The organism is Azospirillum sp. A29, from assembly GCF_042604625.1.
Lineage (GTDB): Bacteria > Pseudomonadota > Alphaproteobacteria > Azospirillales > Azospirillaceae > Azospirillum > Azospirillum palustre.
In genome coordinates this window covers 345,093-368,040 of record NZ_CP170463.1, presented here as the reverse complement: position 1 = coordinate 368,040, position 22,948 = coordinate 345,093, and the positions used below count along the sequence as shown (strand labels likewise).

At 69.4% G+C, this 22,948-nt stretch carries 16 protein-coding genes and 2 pseudogenes; 7 read left to right on the top strand and 11 right to left on the bottom strand.

Annotated elements, in window-relative coordinates; all coding sequences use genetic code 11:
- Positions 1 to 154 precede the first annotated feature (154 nt).
- From ABNQ38_RS10175 to ABNQ38_RS10160, 4 genes are all read right to left on the bottom strand, one after another.
- Positions 155 to 2,323 carry a hypothetical protein gene (locus ABNQ38_RS10175; protein ID WP_377807367.1) on the bottom strand — a complete coding sequence of 723 codons (2,169 nt, stop codon included), beginning with the start codon at positions 2,321 to 2,323 and terminating at the stop codon, positions 155 to 157.
- Entirely contained in the window at positions 2,320 to 4,170 is a 1,851-nt protein-coding gene (locus ABNQ38_RS10170) for a glycosyltransferase (protein WP_377807366.1), read from the bottom strand. The genes ABNQ38_RS10175 and ABNQ38_RS10170 overlap by 4 nt, the downstream gene beginning before the upstream one ends.
- 41 nt (positions 4,171 to 4,211) lie before the next feature.
- Positions 4,212 to 5,606 (bottom strand): oligosaccharide flippase family protein, encoded by a 1,395-nt coding sequence (locus ABNQ38_RS10165; RefSeq protein ID WP_377807365.1) that lies wholly within the window; start codon positions 5,604 to 5,606, stop codon positions 4,212 to 4,214.
- Between the two features lie 483 nt (positions 5,607 to 6,089).
- Positions 6,090 to 7,103 carry a LacI family DNA-binding transcriptional regulator gene (locus ABNQ38_RS10160; RefSeq protein ID WP_377807364.1) on the bottom strand — a complete coding sequence of 338 codons (1,014 nt, stop codon included), beginning with the start codon at positions 7,101 to 7,103 and terminating at the stop codon, positions 6,090 to 6,092.
- Between ABNQ38_RS10160 and ABNQ38_RS10155 the strand changes: the two genes are divergently transcribed.
- The 5 genes and pseudogenes from ABNQ38_RS10155 to ABNQ38_RS10135 all read left to right on the top strand — a co-directional run bounded on the left by ABNQ38_RS10155 (position 7,102) and on the right by ABNQ38_RS10135 (position 13,196).
- Positions 7,102 to 7,293: a hypothetical protein gene (locus ABNQ38_RS10155; protein ID WP_377807362.1), complete on the top strand. Its 192-nt coding sequence runs from the start codon at positions 7,102 to 7,104 to the stop codon at positions 7,291 to 7,293. The genes ABNQ38_RS10160 and ABNQ38_RS10155 overlap by 2 nt on opposite strands.
- A gap of 69 nt (positions 7,294 to 7,362) precedes the next feature.
- Positions 7,363 to 9,906, top strand: coding sequence for a phosphoenolpyruvate--protein phosphotransferase (gene ptsP, locus ABNQ38_RS10150; RefSeq protein WP_377807361.1), 2,544 nt, complete (start codon positions 7,363 to 7,365; stop codon positions 9,904 to 9,906).
- The gene (pfkB, locus tag ABNQ38_RS10145; protein ID WP_377807360.1) at positions 9,903 to 10,871 is read left to right on the top strand and encodes a 1-phosphofructokinase; all 969 of its coding nucleotides are present in this window, start codon (positions 9,903 to 9,905) and stop codon (positions 10,869 to 10,871) included. Before ptsP ends, pfkB begins: the two co-directional genes overlap by 4 nt.
- Before the next feature lie 70 nt (positions 10,872 to 10,941).
- Positions 10,942 to 12,722 (top strand): annotated as a pseudogene (locus tag ABNQ38_RS10140) (fructose-specific PTS transporter subunit EIIC).
- A gap of 156 nt (positions 12,723 to 12,878) precedes the next feature.
- Entirely contained in the window at positions 12,879 to 13,196 is a 318-nt protein-coding gene (locus ABNQ38_RS10135; RefSeq protein ID WP_377807359.1) for a hypothetical protein, read from the top strand.
- 6 nt (positions 13,197 to 13,202) lie between these two features.
- Here ABNQ38_RS10135 and ABNQ38_RS10130 read toward each other — a convergent pair whose 3' ends face one another.
- Positions 13,203 to 14,108: a LysR substrate-binding domain-containing protein gene (locus ABNQ38_RS10130; protein WP_377807358.1), complete on the bottom strand. Its 906-nt coding sequence runs from the start codon at positions 14,106 to 14,108 to the stop codon at positions 13,203 to 13,205.
- Positions 14,109 to 14,288: 180 nt separating this feature from the next.
- Between ABNQ38_RS10130 and ABNQ38_RS10125 the strand changes: the two are divergent.
- Both ABNQ38_RS10125 and fghA read left to right on the top strand, forming a co-directional pair.
- Positions 14,289 to 15,406: pseudogene (locus tag ABNQ38_RS10125) on the top strand (S-(hydroxymethyl)glutathione dehydrogenase/class III alcohol dehydrogenase).
- 84 nt (positions 15,407 to 15,490) lie between these two features.
- Positions 15,491 to 16,342 (top strand): S-formylglutathione hydrolase, encoded by an 852-nt coding sequence (gene fghA, locus ABNQ38_RS10120; RefSeq protein WP_377807357.1) that lies wholly within the window; start codon positions 15,491 to 15,493, stop codon positions 16,340 to 16,342.
- 49 nt (positions 16,343 to 16,391) lie between these two features.
- Here the strand turns inward: fghA and ABNQ38_RS10115 are convergent, their stop codons facing one another.
- From ABNQ38_RS10115 to ABNQ38_RS10090, 6 genes are all read right to left on the bottom strand, one after another.
- Positions 16,392 to 17,540, bottom strand: a complete 1,149-nt coding sequence (locus ABNQ38_RS10115) for a DUF1513 domain-containing protein (RefSeq protein WP_377807356.1) — start codon at positions 17,538 to 17,540, stop codon at positions 16,392 to 16,394.
- Between the two features lie 2 nt (positions 17,541 to 17,542).
- Complete coding sequence (locus tag ABNQ38_RS10110) at positions 17,543 to 18,658, bottom strand: imelysin family protein (protein ID WP_377807354.1); 1,116 nt, start codon at positions 18,656 to 18,658, stop codon at positions 17,543 to 17,545.
- A gap of 49 nt (positions 18,659 to 18,707) precedes the next feature.
- Positions 18,708 to 19,580, bottom strand: coding sequence for a di-heme oxidoredictase family protein (locus tag ABNQ38_RS10105; RefSeq protein WP_377807411.1), 873 nt, complete (start codon positions 19,578 to 19,580; stop codon positions 18,708 to 18,710).
- Positions 19,517 to 19,981, bottom strand: a complete 465-nt coding sequence (locus tag ABNQ38_RS10100) for a di-heme oxidoredictase family protein (RefSeq protein WP_377807353.1) — start codon at positions 19,979 to 19,981, stop codon at positions 19,517 to 19,519. The genes ABNQ38_RS10105 and ABNQ38_RS10100 overlap by 64 nt, the downstream gene beginning before the upstream one ends.
- Positions 19,974 to 21,458 carry a multicopper oxidase family protein gene (locus tag ABNQ38_RS10095; protein ID WP_377807352.1) on the bottom strand — a complete coding sequence of 495 codons (1,485 nt, stop codon included), beginning with the start codon at positions 21,456 to 21,458 and terminating at the stop codon, positions 19,974 to 19,976. Before ABNQ38_RS10095 ends, ABNQ38_RS10100 begins: the two co-directional genes overlap by 8 nt.
- Positions 21,459 to 21,597: 139 nt before the next feature.
- Positions 21,598 to 22,872 carry an imelysin family protein gene (locus ABNQ38_RS10090; protein ID WP_377807351.1) on the bottom strand — a complete coding sequence of 425 codons (1,275 nt, stop codon included), beginning with the start codon at positions 22,870 to 22,872 and terminating at the stop codon, positions 21,598 to 21,600.
- Positions 22,873 to 22,948: the final 76 nt, after the last annotated feature.

Below are 22,948 nucleotides of genomic sequence, written 5' to 3'. Positions count from 1 at the left end.
CGACCTTGTCGGCGCCCGTTCCGACCGGCGGTGCGACAAAGCCGGCGGCGAGACCGGACGTGCCTGACGGCAATCGGTGTTCCGGTGCGTCCATGGGCTCAACTCCTTCATAGCGGGCGAACGGTGCGCGGCGTTGCAAGACGGCTGTGGTGGCTCAGGCGACCTCTGCCGGGTCGCGGCTGGGCTGGCGGGTTTCCGGCGCTTCATCCTGTGCCCGCGTACCGCCGACTTCCGGTGGGATCGCGGGAGGCGCGGCGGTGCCGTGTCCGGCCTTGGCCTCGGCCAGGATGCGGGCATAGCGGGCGACGGTGTTGGGGGTGACGTTGACCAGCATTCCGGTCCCGCCGCCATTGGCGACCAGCTGGGCGACCTGGAACAGCGCGCGTCCCTTTTCCAGAACCTCGCCAGGCAGCATCCACAGGATGGAATCGATGTTGGAGGCCAGCCATCCCGGCTTTCCGCTGCGCGTCAGGCGGCGTTCGGCCGACCGGACCTGCGCGGTGTTGCGGATGGTGTAGAAGGGCGACCAGCCGTCCCAGTCGCCGGCGGTGAAGGGCAGCGCCACGAAGCCGTCGCCACCTCCGCCGTCCGTCACCACCGCCTCGGCGGTACCGAAACCGGACTTGGTCCACATGTAATCGAAGCCGGCGGAGCGGACGGCGGCGGCGACCTCCGGCCGCAGCGGGCCGGGGCGGGCGCTGTCGTAAGGCCGCCACGCCTCGTAGAAACGGTCGAGCCGGTAGCGGCGCAGCGCGTTCCCGATCAGGCGCCGGGCGTCCATCGCCGGCGCGCCGGTCTGAGGTGCCGTGCGCGGCGCGGCTTCCGGGGCCGCCTCGACGCTGACTGCCGGAGTTTCTGCGGGACGGGGGCGAGGGGAGATGCGCAGGACGGGGCGGCCCTCCTCCCAATGCAGGCGCGAAGTGTGTCCGGGCACCAGGGGTGAGTCGACCAGCGGCCACCAGCCGCGCGGCATCAGGCCGGGCGGCAGCATGGTGGCGATCTCCGCACGGGCGTCGGCCAGCAGACGGGTCAGCTCGCCGCCCTGATTTTCGAGGCTCGGCATCTCTCCCTCGGCGCAGACACCGCGGCCGGTGCTGCCCAGCAGAAGCTCCACCCGGCCCAGCACGCCGCCGCGCTCCTCCGGCACCGACAGCAGGGCGAGGTCGGCGGGGCTGGACTGGGTCAGGCTGTCGACGGTGACCACCAGCCCGCAGCGCAGGCCGGTCGCCGCCACCAGATCGAGAATGCGCGGAATGCAGTGCAGCTCGCGGATCATGCCGGACCACAGCACCAGCGTGGTCAGCACCCGCCCCTCCGCCGCCCAGCGGCGCAGGGTGGCGTCGTCGGGCTCGAAATCGGTGAAGGGGCGTGGCGGCGCGGCGATGCGCAGCGGCACCGCGGCGGTGCTGGCGAAGGGCGGGTCGGGATCGACGATCTGCAAGCCGCGGCCCAGACGGCCGAGCGCGAAAAAGTCGTGATCGTCGAACTGGCGGCCATAGACCGGGTCGGCCCCGGCCTGAATCAGGTCGGCGGCCCGCTCGATCACGTCGGTCTGCGGCCGGCCATAGAGCGGCAGGAGACGCTTGGCCGCCGCCAGCGGCAACTGGGCGGCGATCAGGTCGGGGTCGCCCAGCAGGGTGCCGCGGCCCCAATCGGCATGGCGGCGGGCCAGCGCCACGCTGAAGCTGGCATAGCTCTCCCCCGCCACCTTGCCCTCGACCGCATCGAGGCCGCCGGGAAAGGCGCGGGCACGCACCGGGTCGACGCAGTAACCGGTGAAGCGCCGGGCGCCCAGCGCCTCCAGCCGTTGCCGCAGCCCGGCATCGGCACTGGCGTCGATGCCCAGGCAGGGCTCCGCCATCAGCCGGGGATAGAGGAAGGGCGCGGCGACGATGCCGAGCGGGGTCTGCGGCGCCATGTCCAGCACCGCGACCTCCTGCGGCAGCGGCTGGCCCAGCAGACGGAAGGCGGCGTTATACAGGGCGGCCGGATCGGTGCTGCGCAGGGCGCATTCGCCGCCCGCCTCCACCACCGGCCACAGCGGAGAGGCCGGGTCGCCCAGAGCCACGACGCGGAAGCAGGTGGTCAGCCACAGCGCATGGTCCAGATGTCGGCCGCCGGCCATCAGGCTGCCGGTGCCGGTCGCTTCTGTGCGGTTGCCGTCCTCCCAGCCGCCGAAATGGCGGCCGCTGCGGCGCCCGTCGTAATAGAGGTCGAAGGTCCATCCGGCGCGTTCCGCCGCGGCGGCCAGCACCGGCGCCATGGCGACGCGGTGCGGATCGCCGCCATGGGCGAGGAAGAGGAGGAGGGGCGGTTTGGTCACGATACGCGACCCTCCGTCCCGCCGCCGCCGCGCCGGCACCACCACAGATGCCATTTCGCCACCCCCGGCGGGCCGAAATGATCGGTCTTCTGCAGGGTCAGGCCGGTGGCGGCGATGGCCTTGCGCATCTCCGGCGCCCAATGGTGGCGGACCAGCGCCTTCCACTCGGGCAGCACGCCATGGCAGCGCATGGTCGCCAGCAGCCGGTCGGGCCGCCAGCGGTAATAGCGGGGATAGGCGATCACCCACAGCGGATTGGCGTTGGTGGTGTCGCAGACGATCCGGCCGCCGGGCTTGACCACCCGTTGCAACTCGCGCACGCCGGCTTCCAGATCCGGCAGGTGGCAGAGCAGGTCCATGGCGATGACGAGGTCGAAGCTGTCGTCGGCGAAGGGCAGCTTGCGGGCGTCGGCCTGCTGGACGGTCAGAGCGGGGAAGCGCTCCTTCGCTTCCGCCAGCATCTCGTGGGAGATGTCGACCAGCGTCACGTCGTGACGGCCGGCGAAGGGGCCGGTGATGCGGCCGTAGCCGCCGCCGACGTCAAGGATGCGCATCCGCGGCAGCCGTTCCAGCTCCGCCGCCACCGCGCGCCGCTTCTCGTCATAGATGCGGTAGAATGGGGTGGTCGGGTGGTCGGGGCGGAAATGGCGGCGGTAGCCGTTGTTGTAGATGCCGGAGCCGGCGGCCTGGGTGCGTTCCGCCTTGGCGTTCTCCAGCAGGACGGCGACCTGGGCGGCGACGGTGTCGACGTCGAAGCTCCTGGCATGCTCCAGAGCGGCCGCGGCGACCGCCTTCAACCCCTCGCGGTCGGCCAGCCGGGCGATCAGCATGTCGCGCAGCGGTTCGGCTTCGCCCGGCGGGACCAGCCAGCCGGTGCGGCCATGCTCGATGATTTCCGGGAAGCCGCCGCAGTCGCTGGCGACCACCGGCACGCCCAGCGCCATCGCCTCCACCACCACGAAGCCGAAGCTCTCCCACAGGGAGGGGACGACCGCCATCTCGGCCCGCGCCACCACCGCCAGCGCGTCGTTGCGCGGCAGGGCGCCGGTGAAATGGACGCGGTCGGCGACCGGGGCGACGTCGCGGCGGAACTGGTCGATGACGGCGGCGCTCGCCGAATCCTCGCCGCCGATCATCATCAGATGCAGATCGGGGTTGGCGGCCAGAACGCCCGGAATGGCGCGGCCCAGCGTGGCGATACCCTTGCGCCCCTCCAGCCTGCCGAAGAAGGCGATGAAGCGCTTCGGCAGATCGATCGGCGGTTCGGCCGTCCGGTTCGCCGCCACCGCAGCGATGTCGATGCTGTTGGGGATCACCTGTATCAACTCCGGCGCGATGCGCCAGTAATCGGCCACACGCCGGGCGATGGCGCGGGTGGAAGCGTAGATCGCGGCGCTGCGCCGGGTCTGGTCGCGTTCCAGCGCGTTCAGCAGATGGGTGTGCGGCACCCAGGGCTGGGTGTTGGTGTCCATCACCAGCCCGGTCGGGGTCGCCAGCCGCGTCACCACCGGAATGGTGCTGAAACGTGTCAGCCACCATGCGTCGGCATCGAACTCCGCCGCATGGACCACGTCTGGACGGAAGGCGCGAACGGCGTCGGCCAGCCGGCGGTTGGTCCGGAAGCGGTCGACCACCGCATGCATGTGCGGACCCGGATCGACGCGCTGCACCGTCACGCCGTCCTCAATGGTGGTGCCGGCCGGCAGGCCGCCGGCCTTCCACGGCGTCACCACCTGGACGGTATGGCCCAGCCGCGCCAGCGCGCGGGCCATCGTGTGGGTGTGCGTGGCGATACCGCCGAGCTTTTCGCCGGGTGGGTATTCGGGCGTCAAGAGCGACAGTCGCATTGCGGTTTCCTCGATTCCTAAAGAATGTCCGGTGGGTTCGGTCACTTGCCTGCGGGGCTGGCCGGGGTGGCTGCCGCCGGGGCCGACTTGTCGATCAGGCGCCGCGGCAAGGCTGCGAGCATCGCCGGGTCGGGAAGAAAGACGCGCCAGGGCAGTCCGGTCGCGCGGCGGTAGAGCGTCGCCGCGGTGGCGAACACCAGCGTATAGGCGACGGTGGAAACGATGGCCGCCGCCAGGATCCCGCCGCTGCGCAGGAACAGCAGCAGCCCGCCCAGCGTGACCACCATGCCCAGCAGATTGGCCAGGGTGGCGGTGAAGGGCCGGTTCTCCGCATAGAGCCCGTTCAGCAGGATCGACGCGGCGGCGTAGAGGATGGCCCCCGGCAGCAGCAGCCGCAGCGGCAGCGCGCTGTCGGCGAAGGACGGGCCATAGACCAGCCCGATGGCGATGTCGGCGAAGACGAACAGCCCGCCGCCCAGGAGCCCGCCGATGGCGAAGGTCGCCTGGAGGCTGTTCAGCACCAATTCGCGCCCCGACTGTCCCCGCCGGGTGGCGGCGGGCATGACGACGGTGGCGAGTGCGCCGGACAGGCTGACGATCAGCCAGGACAGGCTGGTCGCCAGCGCATAGAGCCCGACCTGCGTCGCGGACAGGAAGGCCGGGATGATGAGCAGGTCCAGCCGTTGCGTGATGACGCCGCCCACCACGTCGCCATGGGTGCGCAGGGCATACCAGACGGTCTGCCGGCCGAGTGCCGGATCGGGCCGGCTGATGCCGTGGCGGCGGACCAGCACAGCGGTCGCCACCACCAGCACCAGCGTGCTCATTGCCGCCTGGACGATGACGGCGGCCTCCACCGTGAAGCGGCCGGTGGCCCACAGCGCGGCATAGACGATGGCGACGCCGGCCGGTTGAAGGAAATTCAGCGCGTTGAAGCTGCGGAAATCCTGATCGCCGAGGATCAGGCCCAGCATCAGTTCAGACAGCAGGGCCATGGCGATCATCGGCAGGTAGAGCCGCGCCAGCGCCAGCGTCTCCGCCGGCTGTGCCGCCAGCAGCGTCGGCAGCAGCAGATAGCCGACGCCGATCGCCACCGCTGCGACCGGCAGCAGGATCAGGGTCCAGGTGCTCAGCAGGCGGCCACCGGCGGCATGGTCCCGCGACAGCGCATAGGTGACCGCCTTGCCGCAGCCCATGCCGAACAACCAGCCCAGCAGCTGCACGGTGGTCAGCACCGCGGTCAGCGCCCCCCGGCCGTCCGGACCGATGGTGCGGGCGACCAGGATCCCGGTCAGCAGCCCCAGCGCCATCGTGGCGGCGGTGACGAGCACCGTCGCCACACCATGCCGGGCGAAGCTGTTCCGCTTTGCCGCCGTCCGTCCGGTCAAACCCTTCAGCATCGCGCCGTCACCCCCGTTGATGGCCCTGAAATCCACGCACTGCGTAACCTGCCGTTCTGGAACTCCTGTTTTGATTGCAGCCCCATTCCCGATTTGAAGCGGTTTTCATTTGCCTGCTTTTGCGGGCAAAAAATAGTTGGTCCTGCCAACATTGTGCGTTGAATTCAAAAGTTATCGGGAAAAGGAACAATCATAAAATACGGCCGTTATTTGATCCGGCGCGCATTTTTTGTTGTGCGTTGCAAACAGGACGGTAGTGGGGTGTGGGTCCAGGGTCAACGCCGCTTTCGGAACTGTTCTTCCCACACACCAGGGGAGTATTTTTCTTTGAACATCCGTTGGCGAGGATTGTCGGACCTAGCGTATCTTTCGGGCATCGGTTATCGGCGACGCCCATTTTCCGGCATCGGGATTAGCCCGTTGCCGGGCCGGTCGCACACAGGAGGGGAGTGGGAGGCGCCGTTGCGCCCCGCCGCATGGCGTCGTCGGACCACCGCCTGACGCCATTGATAGGTGTCTTCAGTCGGCCGCGGCCATCCGCGCGGCGGTGGAGCCGCGCACGATGCAGGTGCCGCCGAGAATAAGGCGGCGGCTGGGACGGTCCGGCGCCTCCAGCCGTTCGAACAGCAGGGCCATGGCGGACTGGCCGATGTCCTGCACCGGCTGTTCGATGACAGTCAGGCCGGGACCGACCAGTTCCGTCCAGGGTTCGTTGTCGAAGCCGGCGACCGCCAGCCCGTCGGGAATCGGCAGATGGAGGCGGCGGGCGGCCTTGACCACGCCCATCAGGAACAGGCTGTTGCTGACAATGAAGGCCTCCGGCCGGTCGCGCTCCGCCATCCACGCCACCACCGCCTCTTCCGCCGCATCGGCATGGGGGGCGAGAAAGCGGGCCGCCGGGGCAAGGCCGCGGGCGGTCATGGCGGCGCGGTAGCCCTCATGACGCTCCTGGCCGGTGGTGCTGGTGTTGCCGAACAGGCCGGCGATCCGGCGATAGCCCTGGGCATGCAGATGCTCCACCAGCATCGCCGCGGCACGCGGGTTGTCGAGGACCACGGCATCGTGACGGCCGGTCGGCGCGTTGCGGTCGATCAGCACGACGGGGAAATCGAGATCCAGCCCGTCCAGCCGGTCGAGCGTCGCCCGGGTGGGGGCGAAGATCAGGCCGGTGATCCGCTCCTCCTGCATCAGGCGCAGGTACAGCTCCTCCCGTTCGGGATTCTCGTCGCTGTTGCACAGGATCACGCGCATGCCGGCACGGTAGGCCGCATCCTCCACCGCGCGGCTGACGGCGGTGAAGAAGGGGTTGCGGATGTCGGACACCACCAGCCCGATGGTCTGCGAATGCTGCGAGCGCAACCGCCGCGCCGACAGGTTGGGACGGTAGCCGGTGGCGCGCACCGCATCCTCCACCCGCCTGCGCAGGGCGTCGCTGACCGGACCGTTGCTCAGCACGCGTGACACGGTGGCGACCGACACACCGGCGGCCAGGGCCACGTCCTTGATGCCGGCGGTTTTTCCCGAGACGCTCATGTCCAGACCGATCGTGTGGAGGGATGCCCCGATAGGGGAGGCGACCTTAGCCGCATGGGCCGAAGATGACCAGGGCGGGGTATTTTCTGAAAACGTTTCCAGCAGCTTCGGTAAAACATCCATTATTTTTGTCCGCCTGACAAGCCATTCATCAAGAAACGTCCATATGTTGCAACGCAACAAGCGTTGACAGCTGGACTGTAATCGTTTTCACTTGGTTCAGCAGCACAAACAAAAGCCCGCGGAGGATACGGTCGCCATGCTCACCGACACGCACCCCTTGAGCCTTCCCCCCGATCTGATCCGCCTCGGCGCCGCTCCGGCGGGCAAGGAGGCGGCGATCCGCGAGGCGGCGCAGCTGCTGATCGCCGCGGGCTGCATCGATCCCGCCTACGCCGACAGCATGATCCGGCGCGAAACGGTGGCGAACACCTTTCTCGGCCATGGTGTCGCCATCCCGCACGGCATGGTGGACGACCGCAATCTGGTCCGCCGCAACGGGATCGCGATCCTGCAGGTGCCGGACGGCGTGGTGTGGAACGAGGGGCAGACCGCCCGGCTCGTCGTCGCCATCGCTGCCCAGTCGGACGCCCACATCGCCATCCTGCGCCGCCTGACCCGCCTGATGCAGGACGAGGCGCGGCTGACTGCCCTGTTCACCACAGGCAACCCCGCCGACCTCGTTGTCGCGCTGACCGACGAGACCGCATCGCCGGTCCCCTCCGCCGCCGATGTCGGCGACCTCGCCGAGAACTTCGACTGGGTGGTCGATTATCCGACCGGCCTGCATGCCCGCCCCGCAGCCGCCTGGGTCGAGAGCGCCCGTGCCGCGTCCGGCCGGGTCCGCGTGCGCCATGGCGAGGAAAGTGCCGACGGCAAGACGCTGGTGGCGCTGCTGCAGCTGGGCCTCCGTCCCGGCGACCGCATCACCGTGTCCACCGACGGGCCCGATGCCCGCGCGGTGCTGAACCGGCTGCGCGCCACCATCACCGGCCTCAGCGCGCGGGAAAAGGCGGATGCCGCCGCCGCGGCGCGCAAGGCGAAGGCCGTGGTCCAGGGCTGGACGCCGCCGGCTGCCGCCGGCACGATTGGCGGCCGCGAGATGCCCGTGGTTTCCGGCATCGGCGCCAGCCCGGGCCTGACCATCGGCCCTGTCCATGTGATGCCGAAGGCCGACCTGACCGTTCCCGACCGTCCGGCTCCGCTGCTGGAGGGGGGCAACCGCCTGCACGAGGCACTGAACCTGACGCGTCAGCAGCTGAAGGCGCTGGCCGACGACACCGCCCGCCGGCTGGGACCGGCCGAGGCCGGCATCTTCGCTGCCCAGGCGGAGCTGCTGAACGACACCGACGTCATCACGCTGGCCTGCCAGCTGATGGTCGAAGGGCACGGTCCCGGCTGGTCGTGGAACGAGGCGGTGGAGCGCAGCGCCGCCAGGCTCGCCGCCAACCCGAATCCGGTGCTGGCCGGCCGCGCCGCCGATTTGCGCGATGTCGGCCGCCGGGTGCTGACCCGCATCGATCCGGAACTGCGCGGCGGCTCAATCCGCGACCTGCCGGACACCCCCTGCATCCTGGTTGCCGACGACCTGTCGCCATCCGACACCGCCGCCCTCGACATGGGCCGCGTCATCGGTCTGGCGACGGCGCAGGGCGGCCCGACCTCCCACACCGCCATCCTGGCGCGCACGCTTGGCCTGCCGGCGATGGTCGCGGGCGGTGCCGCGCTGACCGGGCTCGCCAACGGCACCACCGCCATCCTCGACGGCCAGTCCGGCCGCCTCTATCTGGACCCCTCCGACGCCGACATTGCCGCCGCCCATGGCTGGATCGAGGAGCAGCGCGTCAGGAAGGCCCAGCAGGAGGAGCGGCGCAGCCTGCCCGCCCGCACCCGCGACGGCCACACGGTGGAGATCGGCGCCAACGTCAACCGCCCCGATCAGGTGGTGATGGCCCTGTCGCAGGGCGGCGAGGGCGTCGGCCTGATGCGCACCGAGTTCCTTTTCCTGGAGCGCGGCGATGCTCCGAGCGAGGAAGAGCAGTACCAGACCTACCGCGCCATGCTGGAGGCATTGGACGGCCGTCCGCTGATCGTCCGCGCGCTCGACATCGGCGGCGACAAGCAGGTGCCGCACCTTCAGCTGCCGCATGAGGAGAATCCCTTCCTCGGCGTGCGCGGTGCCCGCCTACTGCTGCGCCATCCCGAACTGCTGGAGCCGCAGCTGCGCGCGCTCTACCGTGCCGCCAAGGGGGCGAAGCCCGGCGGGCTGCTGATCATGTTCCCGATGATCACCACGCTGCGCGAGATCGAGACGCTGCGCGCCGTCTGCGACCGCATCCGGGCGGAACTGGACGCCCCGGCGGTGCCGCTGGGCATCATGGTCGAGGTGCCGGCCGCCGCCATCCAGGCCGACGTCCTGGCCCGTCATGTCGATTTCTTCTCCATCGGCACCAACGACCTGACGCAATACGCGCTGGCCATCGACCGCCAGCACCCCGAACTGGCGGCGGAGGCCGACAGCCTGCACCCGTCGGTGCTGCGCCTGATCCGCCTGACGGTCGAAGGGGCGGAGAAGCACGGCCGCTGGGTCGGCGTCTGCGGCGGCATCGCCGGCGACCCGTTCGGCGCCGCGTTGCTGGCCGGTCTCGGCGTACGCGAGCTGTCGATGACCCCGCGCGACATCCCCGGCGTCAAGGACAAGCTGCGCGACAGCGACCTCGCCGGGCTGCGGGCACTGGCCCAGCGCGCGCTGGACTGCGAATCCTCCGACGAGGTGCGGGCGCTGGAGGGGGAAGCGTCATGAGCGGTCAGCCGAAGACGATCCGGTCCGTCGTCACCGTCACGCTGAACCCGGCCATCGATCAGACCATCACGGTCGAGGCTTTGAAGCCCGGCAGCGTCCATCGGGCCAAGGCGGTTCGCCACAATGCCGGAGGCAAGGGCGTGAACGTCGCCAGCTGCCTTGCAGACTGGGGGACACCGGTGACCGTCACCGGCCTGCTCGGCGCCGGCAACGCCGCGCCTTTCGAGGCGCTGTTCCAGGCCAAGGGCATTGCCGATGCCTTCATCCGCTTGCCGGGTGAAACCCGCGTCAACATCAAGATCGCCGACCTCGCGGCCAACGACACGACCGACATCAACCTGCCGGGCCTGAGCGCCGATGCGAGCGCCGTCGACCGCGTGCGGGAGACCGTGCTGGGGCTGGTGGAGCCGGGAACGCCGGTGCTTCTTGCCGGCAGCCTGCCGGAAGGCTTGCCCGCCGATGCCTACCCCGCCCTGACCGCCGATCTGGCGGCGGCCGGTGCCCGCGTCGTGCTGGACAGCAGCGGGGCGCCGCTGGCGGCGGCGCTGGCCTCCACCGGTGCGCTGCCCCATTGCATCAAGCCCAACCGGCACGAGCTGGAGGATTGGGCCGGCCGGCCGCTGCCGACGACCGCCGACCTGCTCGATGCGGCCCGCGATCTGCATCGCCGCGGCGTGTCGGTGGTGGTGGTGTCGCTGGGGGCCGACGGCGCGCTATTCGTCGATGGCGCCCGCGCCCTGCACGGCCGGCTGCCGCCGGTCCAGGCGCTCAGCACCGTCGGGGCGGGCGACGCGATGGTCGCCGGGCTGATCGCCGCCTTTCAGCAGGATGGCGGGTTGGAGGATGTCGCCCGGCTGTCGGTGGCCTTCGCCGCCGCCAAGCTCGGCTGTTTCGGCCCCAACCTGCCCGATCCGGCGACGGTGCGGTCGCTCGCCGCCCAGGTGAACCTGACCCCGATCGACTGAGATTTCCGACGGTATCGGACTGAAATCAACGCAGTGACAGGCGCGGGCTCGAACCCGCCAGGAGGAAACAATGGCGACCCTGTTGGCCGTGATCGCGGCGGGCGATCTTACCACCCAGGCCGTTCTGGCGGCCGAGGCCCTGCGCAAGGCGGCGGCGAAGGCCGGCCACCGCATCCAGGTGGAGCTTCGCACCAGCCTCGGCATCCAGTCCCCGCTCGACGCCGCCGCTTTGTCCACGGCCGACGGGCTGATTCTGGTCGGCAGCGGCGACTTCGATGACGGGCGCTTTGCCGCGGTGAAGCGCAGCACCGCCTCGCTCGACGAGGTGCTGGGCAATCCCGCCGCCGTGCTGGAGAAGGCGTCGTCCTCCACGGCTGCGGCCGCGGCTGCGCCCGTGGGGGCCGGTCCGCGCCGGATCGTCGCCATCACCTCCTGCCCGACGGGCATCGCCCACACCTTCATGGCGGCCGAGGGCATCCAGCAGGCGGCGACTGCGCTGGGCCATAAGGTCCGGGTGGAAACCCAGGGCTCCGTCGGCGCGCGCGACACCCTGACCGACGAGGAGATCCGCGAGGCGGACGTCGTGCTGATCGCCGCCGACACCCAGATCGACCTGTCCCGCTTCGCCGGCAAGCGCGTGTTCCTCAGCGGAACCAAGCCCGCCATCAACGACGGCAAGGCCCTGGTCAACCGTGCCCTGGCCGAGGCGAAGACCCATGGCGCCGCCGACGGTGCGGTTCCGCTGGCCGATGCCGTCGCCGCCGGCAAGGCCGAGCGCTCGGCCCAGCGCACCGGCCCCTACAAGCATTTGATGACCGGCGTGTCCTTCATGCTGCCCTTCGTGGTGACGGGCGGTCTGCTGATCGCGCTGGCCTTCGCGTTGGGCGGCATCTACGTCTACGAGGAATCGAACGCCGGCACGCTGGGCTATGCCCTGTTCCAGATCGGCGCCAAGGGTGCCTTCGCCCTGATGGTGCCGGCGCTGGCCGGCTACATCGCCTATTCCATCGCCGACCGTCCCGGCATCGCTCCCGGCATGGTCGGCGGCATGCTGGCCGGCAGCATCGGTGCCGGCTTCCTCGGCGGCATCGTCGCCGGCTTCATCGCCGGATACGGCACCGCCTTCCTGAATCGGCACATCAAGCTGCACCGCAACCTGGAAGGGCTGAAGCCGGTGCTGATCCTGCCGCTGCTGGGCTCGCTGCTGACCGGCCTGCTGATGATCTACGTCGTCGGCACCCCGGTCGCCGAGGCGCTGGCCTGGATGAGCGCCTGGCTGAAGGGCATGCAGGGCAGCAGCGCCATCCTGCTAGGCCTGCTGATCGGGGCGATGATGGCCTTCGACATGGGCGGTCCGGTCAACAAGGCGGCATACGCCTTCTCCACCGGCCTGATCGCCTCCCAGGTCTACTCGCCGATGGCCGCCGCCATGGCTGCCGGCATGGTGCCGCCGCTGGGTCTGGCGCTCGCCACCAAGCTGTTCGCCGACCGCTTCACCGCGGAGGAGCGCGAGGCCGGCAACGCCGCCGCGGTCCTGGGCATCGCCTTCATCACCGAGGGCGCCATTCCCTTTGCCGCCCGCGATCCGCTGCGCGTCATCCCGGCGCTGATGCTCGGCGGTGCGTGACCGGTGCGATGTCGATGGCCGTGGGTGCGGAGCTGAAGGTGCCCCATGGCGGCGTCTTCGTCCTGCCGATCCCCAACGCGGTGACGCATCTGCTCGGCTATGTGGTGGCCCTGGTGGTCGGCACGGTGGTGACCGCCGTCGCCCTGCGCATCCTGAAGAAGCCGGTCTCCGCCGCCGCCGCGGCGCCGAAGCCGGCGGCCCGGCAGGCCGGCGCGCACGCCTGACCCTTGTCCCTTTCCTCTCGGGCGTCCTCCCGAAACTGGCCCCTCTCCGCTTCCGCGGGGAGGGGCGTTTCTTTTTTATCTATCCAAAGAATCCGCGCCAGCTTTCGCCGCGCCGCCCGTGGGATCGGTCAAGACATCGCCCGGAGTGACCGATCCATGCTCGACGAAAAGCCCGATGTGATGCTGGGCAACATGCTGCTGCATGTGAACCTGCTGGCCCTTGGCACGCTGATGACCAAGATGATGGCGGAGATGTTCCGCAAGGACGAGGATCCGGCCAGCAAGGCGGATGAGTGGCTGCGCCTGTTCGAGGCGACCGCCGCGCAGATGACCTTCGCCAACGAGACGCCGGAATGGAGTGACCTGCCGGCGCAGGAGTTCCGCGACGTGCTGATGCAGCATATCCACCGCGCCCGCGCCATGGCGCTGGGGGAGGACTGCGACCCGCGCGCCTATCTGCGCCATCAAGGCTGAGAGCGGTCACCGGTATTCCTGCCGCCGCGCCAGCCCGTCCTTCAGGTGCCGGATCGCCGCGTGCACCTTCGCCGGCACGTGCCGCTTCTGCGGATAGACCGCCCACACCGCCGTGTTGGGCGGCCGGTGGCGATCCAGCAGGGAAACCAGCCGTCCCTCCGCCACCGGATCGCGCACATAATAGTCCGGCAACTGGCACAGCCCGAACCCGCGCAGTGCCGCGTCCAGCACCGAGAAGCCGCTGTTGCAGCGCCAGCGGCCCCGCGGACGGAACAGCCAGTCCTGGCCGTTGTCGTCGAACAGCCAGTGGTCGGAGGTGCCGGTCAGGCACTGGTGGGAGCTGAGGCTGGTCAGGCTGTCCGGACTGCCGTGGCGTTCCAGATAGGACGGGGCGGCGCACAGATGCATCACGCGGGGGGCGATGCGCGTCGCCACCAGGCTCGATTCGCTGAGGCGGCCGAGACGGATCGCCAGATCGTACCCCTCCTGCACCAGATCGAGCTGCCGGTTGGTCAGTTCCACCTCGATGCTCAGCTGCGGATGGCGCTCCATCAGGTCGTTGATCAGCGGCATGACGAACTGCTCACCATAGGCGGTGGCGCAGGTCATGCGCAGCACGCCCTTCACATCGCTGTCGCTGCCCCCCTGCAAGGCCCCCACCGCCAGGAAAGCGTCGTCGCGCTGCTCCGCCAGCCGCCGGCAGCGGGCCAGGAAGGCACGCCCGCTCTCGGTCAGGCTGACCTTGCGGGTGGTGCGGTAGAACAGGCGGGCCTGAAGCCGGTCCTCCAGCCGCGCCACGCTGCGGCTGACGTGGGAGGAGGAGACGCGCAGCCGCTCCGCCGCGCGGGAAAAGCTGCCGGTTTCGGCCACCGCCACGAATTCGTCGATGCCGTCCCAGCCGCTCACGGTCATTCTCCCAGGGCCATCCGGCCATTATCCCCATACGGCAAAAATCTATTCCCGAAATCGCCGTTCTGGCAATGACCGGTCGCGGTCTACACTGCGGAAATCAAATGCCAATCCTCATTGGCAAACCCGCCTGCGGGGCAAACCCGTTCTCGGGACCAATCCGACTTGGGGAAGGAAACCCACATGGTTCTGTCGCGCGCCGCCGTCGCCTGGGAAGCCAACCGTCCGCTGGAGATCGAAGAGGTCGAGGTCGCGGCCCCCAAGGCCGGCGAGGTGATGGTCCGCATCGTCGCCACCGGTGTCTGCCACACCGACGCCTACACCCTGTCGGGCAAGGATTCCGAAGGCGTGTTCCCCTGTATCCTCGGCCATGAGGGCGGCGGCGTGGTGGTGGAGGTCGGTCCCGGCGTCACGTCGGTGGCGGTCGGGGACCACGTCATCCCGCTCTACACGCCGGAATGCGGCAAGTGCAAATTCTGCCTGTCCGGCAAGACCAACCTGTGCCAGGCGATCCGCGCCACCCAGGGCAAGGGCCTGATGCCGGACGGCACCAGCCGTTTCTCGCTGAAGGGCAAGGAGATCGCCCACTACATGGGCACCTCGACCTTCTCCGAATACACGGTCCTGCCGGAGATCGCGCTCGCCAAGATCAACAAGGCGGCGCCGCTCGAGAAGGTCTGCCTGCTGGGCTGCGGCGTCACCACCGGCATGGGGGCGGTGATGAACACCGCGAAGGTGGAGCCGGGCTCGACCGTCGCCATCTTCGGTCTGGGCGGCATCGGCCTGTCGGCCATCATCGGCGCCACCATGGCGAAGGCCAGCCGCATCATCGGCATCGATGTCAACCCGTCGAAATTCGAGATCGCCAAGCAGCTCGGCGCCACCGACGTCGTCAATCCGATGGATTTCGACCGCCCGATCCAGGAAGTGCTGGTCGAGATGACCGACGGCGGCGTCGACTACAGCTTCGAGTGCATCGGCAACGTCAAGGTGATGCGGGCCGCGCTGGAATGCTGCCAAAGGGCTGGGGCGAGTCGGTCATCATCGGCGTCGCCGGCGCCGGCGAGGAGATCGCCACCCGTCCGTTCCAGCTGGTCACCGGCCGCGTCTGGCGCGGTTCCGCCTTCGGCGGCGTCAAGGGCCGGTCGGAGCTGCCGGAATATGTGGAGCGCTACCTGCGCGGCGAGTTCGAGCTGGATACCTTCATCACCCACACCATGGGTCTGGAGGACATCAACCACGCCTTCGACCTGATGCATGAGGGCAAGAGCATCCGCTCGGTCATCCTGTACAACCAGTGAGGCGACGGTGGCTCTTTCCCTCGCTCCCTTTGCCGGGAGCGGGGGAGGGAGCCCTCCGGCCATCGTTTTTCAAAGGGCGTTTCCATGACCGATCCCCTCACCACCCTGTCGGAAACCCGCGTCTTCGGCGGCCGGTTGAAGCGGGTGCGGCACCAGTCCGCGGCGGTGGATTGCGAGATGACCTTCGCGATCTTCCTGCCGCCTCAGGTGGAGTCCGGCGCCGCGGTGCCGGTCTTCTACTGGCTGTCGGGACTGACCTGCACCGACGAGAACTTCACCCAGAAGGCCGGCGCCTTCCGCGTCGCGGCGGAGCTTGGCCTCGCCATCGTCGCCCCCGACACTAGCCCGCGCGGGGAGGGGGTGCCCGGCGACCCCGACAATTCCTGGGACTTCGGGCTCGGCTCCGGATTCTACGTCGATGCGACCGAGGAACCGTGGGCGCGCCATTACCGGATGCACGATTATGTGACGCGGGAGTTGCCGACGCTGATCGAGGCGAATTACCCGGTCACCAACAGGCGGTCGGTCGCCGGCCATTCGATGGGTGGGCATGGCGCGCTGGTCTGCGCGCTGAAACATCCGGGCTTCTACAAGGCGGTGTCGGCCTTCGCCCCCATCGTCAACCCGGCCGCGGTGCCCTGGGGTGAGAAGGCCTTCGGCCGCTATCTGGGCCCCGACCGCGACCGCTGGCTGGAGTGGGACGCCTGTGCCCTGATCGAGACGGCCAGCGAACGGCTGCCGATCCTGATCGACCAGGGCGACCGCGACGGCTTCCTTGAGGCGCAGCTGAAGCCGGAGATGCTGGTCGCCGCGGCGGAGGCGGTCGGTCACCCGGTGACGCTGCGGATGCAGCCGGGCTACGACCACAGCTATTTCTTCATCAGCACCTTCATCGAGGACCATCTGCGCCACCATGCAGCGGCGCTGCTGGGGTGAGATGCCGAACGGGCAGGGGGCAAGACACCCCCTGCTTCGACGCCTTCCCTTAAGCCACCCGCCGCGTCAGGTGGTTGTCCCACCGGAAGGCCGGCGCCTTGCGCTCCGGTCCCGCCTCGGCGCTCGCCGAGACCGGCTCGATGACGCCGAGCCCGCTGGTCGCCAGATAGCCGTCGCCGTTCGGTGCCAGACCGCAGCCGTCGGCCAGCGCGGTGGAGCCCAGCCATGCCCCGCTTGCCGCATCCCACAGCCCGATGATTCCGCCCATCGGCGAGCTGGCGGCCACGGTTCTGCCGTCCGACGCGACGCTGCCGATATAGCCCTGCATGCGCGACAGCACATCTTCCGGCGTGTCGAACAGGCGGATCGCGCCGCCACCGGGACGGTGGGCGCCGGTCAGCGGCTGAAGCATGCCGATGGGCCGCTCATCCTGCACACCGAAGGCAATCCCGCCATCGTCGAGCAGGGCGATGTGGCGCATGCCGAGATTCGCGTGCTCTTCCGGCAGCCGCACCTTGTCGAGCAGCTTGCCCGTCGCCGCCTCGACATAGGTCAGCGAGCTGTCCATGCTGTCGAGGTTCAGCTTGGCGCGGCCGGTGTCGGGGTGGGTGATGACGCCGCCGTTGGCGACCGCCAGGGTCGTGCCGTCGCGCATCAGGATCAGTTCGTGCGGCCCCAGCCCATGGGTCGGGATGGCGCCGATGCGGCGGTAATTGTCGGTGGCGTCATAGACGCCGATGGCACCCTCTTCGCGCGGCACATCGTCCTCGGCGACGAAGAGGGTGCGTCCGTCGGCGGAATAGTCGCCATGGCCGGTGAAGCGGCGGTCATCCGGCGCGCGCACCACCGGGCCGGGGGTGCCGTCGGCCAGCGACAGGGTCTGGAACCAGCGGCCGGGCCGGCGGGCGAAGACGGCGGCCTCTGCCATGCCGGGCCGGGGCATGATGCCATGGGCGCGGCCGGGGGTGGCGGTGGTGAACAGCACCTTGCCGGTCCGGTCGAGCGCCGCGACGCCGAAGCTCGGCTCCGCCCCGGCAGTGGCATAGGCGTTGAGGTAGAGCGTGCCGGCATCGGCGGCATGGACCTTGCCCGTCAGCACGGCCAGCAGTCCACCCGACAGGCCGGCGCCCGACAGCACACGTCCCCCGAAGACCCGCCCGGCCAGCAGGCTCAGGATGTTCCTGCGGTCGACCGCCATCGTCAGTCTCCGTCCAGTTCGTTGAAGCCCAGCGTGATGTCCAGCAGCGGCGCCAGCGTGCCCAGCATCTCAACCCGCGCCGCCTTGACCAGCCGCAGCGCGCTTTCGGTCTTCTTGCGGGTGGCGGGGTCGGTGACCGCCTTGTTCAGCGGGCCGGGGACCGCCTCCACCGTGCTGATCGCGGCGGCGAAACTCTCATCGATGGCCTGCTTGGCGGTGGCGCCGTCGTCGTTGGCGGGCAGCAGCCAGACGAAGCCCGGACCGCCATGCTCGCCCATCAGCAGGGCGCGCAGCCCCTCCAGGTTCAGCACGACATTGCGCAGCGACCGGCCGCTGCGCAGCGCCTCCACCACCGTCGGCTTGGCGTCCTCGATGCTCGCGCCGAGTGGGGCCATCAACTTCTGGTCGATCACCACCTGCATCGCGGTGATGGCGGAGGCATAGAGCGTGTTGACGGCTTCGGACGCGGTCGGTCCGAGCACGGTCGCCTGCCCGGCGGCGAGCGGCGCCTCCAGCTCCTTCCACCCGTCGCGCGCATCGGTGGCGATGGCGGCGACGTTGCGGGCGGCAGCGGCGGCGAGTTTGGCGCGGTACAGCTTGGCATCGCTGCCGGTGAAGCTGTCGGCGGTGACGCCCTCGTCGAACAGCAGCCGCTCCAGCACGGTCAGCCCCTGGACGGCCGCACTCTGGCGGGCCAGCGCGCCGGGCTCCAGCAGCTTGGGGTCATGGTCGCGCAGGATCTGGCCGATCTGGCGCTGGACCACGCCCGGCCGCTCCGGCCAGAACGACATGCGGTCGGCCCGCAGATTCATGGTCAGCGGACCGGGGCGCAGGTGCTGCACGGCGGCCCAACCGTCGGTAACCTTGAAGTGGGCGGCGCGCGCCTCCTCAAGCCCGGCGGCGGTGGGGCCGGCGGCGAAGCGGTCGAGCGTATCGGCATAGGCGGTGGCCGCTGCCACCAGCGCATCGAAGCGGGGCAGGGCATGGGTGCGAACCATGCCGCCCAGGAAGGCGGCATCCTTGTCCGACTGGCGGGCGGCGAAGGCCGGCGTCCGCGGCAGCAGGGCCGCCACGGCGGCGGCGGCCGACATCAGTCCCAGCACTATGCGGCGTCGCATACGATCAATCCCTTCTGCCTTTGACGTGGAGCGAACCCCCGCCCTTCCTTTACAAACCCAGCACGTAACGCACCAGACGTTTCCGGTCCGCGCCCGGCAGAGACTTGAAGCGGTCCTTCGCCGCTTCCGCCTCGCCGCCGTGCCACAGAATCGCTTCGGTGACGCTGCGGGCGCGCCCGTCATGCAGAAGCGACAGCTGCCCATCCATGGCCGCCAGCCGGTTCAGGCCCCACAGCGGCGTGGTGCGCCAGTCCGACCCGTTCGCCTCGCCCATCGGCAGCCGGTCGCCCAGCCCGGGGCCGAGATCGTGGAGAAGCATGTCGCTGTGCGGGAAGATGTCGCGGTTGGACAGCGACGGATGCCCGGCATCCTCCCCCGTGCGCCAGGACGGACGGTGGCAGGCGGCGCAGCCGGTGTCGGCGAACAGAGCGGTGCCGGCCTTGTCCTTCGGCGCCTCCAGGCTGCCGTCGGGCGGCAGGTCGCGCAGGTAGCCGTCGATCAGGCCGATGACGGTGCTGGGGATGTCGAGCCCCTCGAACTGCTTGGAATCGCCGTGCGGCGCATTGCGGCAGACGGTCTGTGCCGGGGTGCAGTCACCCCAGGGCTCCGGGAAGGCCGGGGTCGACATACCGATGTCGAGGCTGAAGGCTTCCGCATCCTGATGGTCCAGGGTGGGGTGCATCGCCTTCCAGCCGAAACGGCCGACCTGCCGCTTGCCATCCACCGTCACGTAATTCACCCGCCCGGCGGCCGGACCGCCGGAGGCCGCCTGTCTGGCGGCCTCGGCTTCGATGGCGTCGGCCGGGATGCGGTCGAGCAGGCCCATACCGTGAACGCGCGGAGGCACGCGGGCGGACATCACCGTCGCTTCGGCCAGTGGGCCATAGCCGAGATCCTCGACCACCGGCGTCGGGTGGCGCAGCCGGACGGTCTCGCCGTCGGGGAAGCGGACCGTCTCCTCGCGGTAGGTGACGCGGGGGCGGCCTTCGACCAGCTGGCCCGGAATGGCGTTGGACTGATCTGCCGGCCATAGACCGGATCGGCGTTCAGCTTGATCGCATAACCGACGCCCTGGTCGTCCTTCACCGCCGGATCGGGCGGTCGGCCGCCGGCACCACGCGGATGGCAGGTGGCGCAGGAGCGTGCGTTGTAGAGCGGACCGAGCCCGTCCGCCGCCTGCGTCGCGGTGGGCGCCGCCACCCACATGCGGCGGAACAGCGCCTCGCCGATGCGGTTGTCGAGGCTGTCGGCAGCGTGAGCGGCCGGAGCGGCGAGAAGCAGCGCAGCGGCAATGACGTTGCGGAAATTGATAAAATCAGGCAACGCGGATGTATCCCATCATGCCGGTGTCCTGATGTTCGATTATGTGGCAGTGGAACATCCAGTCGCCGGGATTGTCGGCCTTGATGGCGACGCGCAGCCGCTCCTTCGGCTCCAGCAGCACCGTGTCGGCATGGTGGGGCACCACCTTGCGGGCATCGGAGGACAGCACCTTGAAGGTGTAGCCGTGGATGTGGATCGGGTGCAGGTGCGGCGTCAGGTTGGCCAGCTCGAAAATGTAGCTCCGGCCCTTCTCCAGCGTGACCAGCGGCGGCGGCAGGCGTTCATGCCCGCCCTCCGGCCAGCTCTGCTGGTTGATCGCCCAGAAAGTCTTCGCCGACAGGCACAGCGCATCGGCATAGGGCAGGCCGGGCAGAGCCGCCGCGTCGAAGCTCTGTGCCACCGCGGTAGCGGAGAAGGCCATCGGGATGATCGGCGCGTCCTTTAAATCCGGTTCCGGAATGGCGGAGGCGGGCAGGGCGCGCGGCTTGAAGCGCTTGTTGGGCAGGCTCGGTCCGACGGCGCGGAAGGTGGCGAGCGGCCGGGGCTCTGCCGAATAGACGTTGGTCAGCCGCAGGGTCTGGCCGGCCTTGGCGGGTGCCCGGAACAGCACGTCGATGCGCATGGCCGGCCCCATCGGCCAGCCGTCCAGCGGGCGGGGCGGCAGCGGGTTGCCGTCGACCGCGACGATCCAGGCCTCGGCCCCCTCCACCCGCAGATCGACCACGCGGGTGCTGTCGATGTTGTAGAGGCGGGCGCGGATGTCGCCATTGGCGGGGACCTCGATCACCGGCTCGATGGCGCCGTTGACGGTCGACACGCTGCCGAAGGTGCCGGCGCGGGAAGCACCGCGATCGGTCATGAAGGTGCCGAACGTGCCGGTCTTGTCCAACTGCCAGTCCTTGACTAGGCAGACGACGTCGGCATCGACCTTCGGCGCGTCCGGCTCCTCGACGATCAGCACGCCGGCAAGGCCGCGGCCCAGCAGCTCCACTGTGTTGCAGTGGGGATGGAAGAAGAAGGACCCGGCATCGGGCGGGGTGAATTCATAGACGTGGCGCTCACCCGGCCTGGTCGGCGGCTGGGTCAGGTAGGGCACGCCGTCTTCCAGATTCGGCAGGCGGATGCCGTGCCAGTGGATCGAGGTGTGCTCGTCCAGCCCGTTCACCAGGGTGGCGCGCAGCCGCTGGCCCTTGCGCATGCGGATGATCGGGCCGGGAAAGCTGTCGGCATAGGTGATCAGCGGCGACGGCCCGGCCGGTTCCGGCAGGATGCGCAGCATCCGCTGCTTGGCGACCAGATCGACCTCGACCAGTTCGCCCGCGGCGGTGACCGGCGTCGGGCCAGCGAGACCGGCTTTCGGCCCACCGGCATCGGGGGCGGCAAGGCCGGTTCCGCCCAGCGCCGTCGCCGCGATGGCGGCACCCCCGGCGCGCAGGAGGGTGCGACGGGACAGGGCGGAGGCGGGGCGATGCGGCATGACGGCGGTCCAAAAACTTCAGGCAGGAAAAGGCCGGCTCCGGTCCCTTCGCCATCCCCCGCCGGGTCGGCCCGGAAGGGAAGCTCGGGGGAAACGGTCCTGCGCGGGAGGGCGCGGGACCGGAGCCGGGCAGGCGTGCTTACTTGCCGACCTTGGACGGGTCGTCGAGGCTGTCGGAGCCCTTGACCTCGACCGAGACGCCGAGCGCGGCGACAGCGCCTTCCAGCGCCTTCTTCTGGGCGACGAGGCCGTCGATGCCGGCGGACACCAGCTTGTTGCCCTCGTCGTTGTCGGCGGCGATCATCTGGTCGTAGGCCATCTTGCCGCTGTCGGCGGTGTCCTTGATCGCCTGCATCGCCTTCATGGTGTTGGCCAGGGCGGTCTTGACCGCGGCGTCGGCATCGGCGGACTTGGCGGCGACCAGCTGCGACAGCGAGGCACCCGAAACGGTCTTGCCGTCGGTGCGCTTGTAGCTGCCGTTGTAGACGTTCACCATGCCGACTTCGTCGTAATAGTGCGAGTTGTGGGTGTTGTCGGAGAAGCAGTCATGCTCCTCTTCCGGATCGTGCAGCATGAGGCCGAGCTTCATGCGTTCGCCCGCCAGCTCGCCATAGCTCAGCGAACCCAGGCCGGTCAGCATGCGGCCGACTCCTTCGCTCTCCGGCGCCTTGGCGATGGAGGCGCGGGCCTTGCCCTTGGCGGCCCAATCGGCGGTCATTTCCGACAGATCGTCGACCAGCATCTGGGTGGCGACCTTCAGATACTGGACGCGGCGATCGCAATGGCCGTTGGTGCAGTCCTTGCCCTTGCCGTAGTCGGTGGCCTTGCGCTCGCCCGCCCCCGGACCAGTGCCGTGCAAATCCTGGCCCCACAGCAGGAATTCGATGGCGTGGTAGCCGGTGGCGACGTTCGCCTCGACCTTGCCGGCGCCGTGCAGCTTGTCGGTCAGCAGGTCCTTGGTGATCTTGGAGGCGTTGATGGTCTTGCCGCCGGCCGTGATCTTCGGGTTGGCGATGACGTTCGCCTTGGCGTAGGGGTTGCTCTCGCCGCCGGCATAGCCCTCGTCGACATAATCGATCAGGCCCTCGTCCAGCGGCCAGGCGTTCACCTTGCCTTCCCATTCGTCGACGATCGGGTTGCCGAAGCGGAAGGCTTCCGTCTGCATGTACGGAACGCGGGCGGCCTTCCAGGCGTCGCGCGCCTTCGCCAGATTGTCCTCGGTCGGATTGGCGACCAGGGCGTCCACCGCCTTCTTCAGCGCCTTGGCGCCGTTGGTGGCGTCCTCATAGGCGGCATGGGCGATGTCGGCGTAGTTCTTCGCCACGTCCTTGTAGGCCGGACCGGCAGCCTGGGCACCGTACGGCAGCAGGGCAACGACGGCTACGGCGGCGAAGCCGGCAGCGCGCTTCGACATGGAGGTCTCCTCGAACGTCGGTGGTCGGTAATGACAGCAAGTGCGACTGATTCTCAGCGAATAACGTCGCGAATTA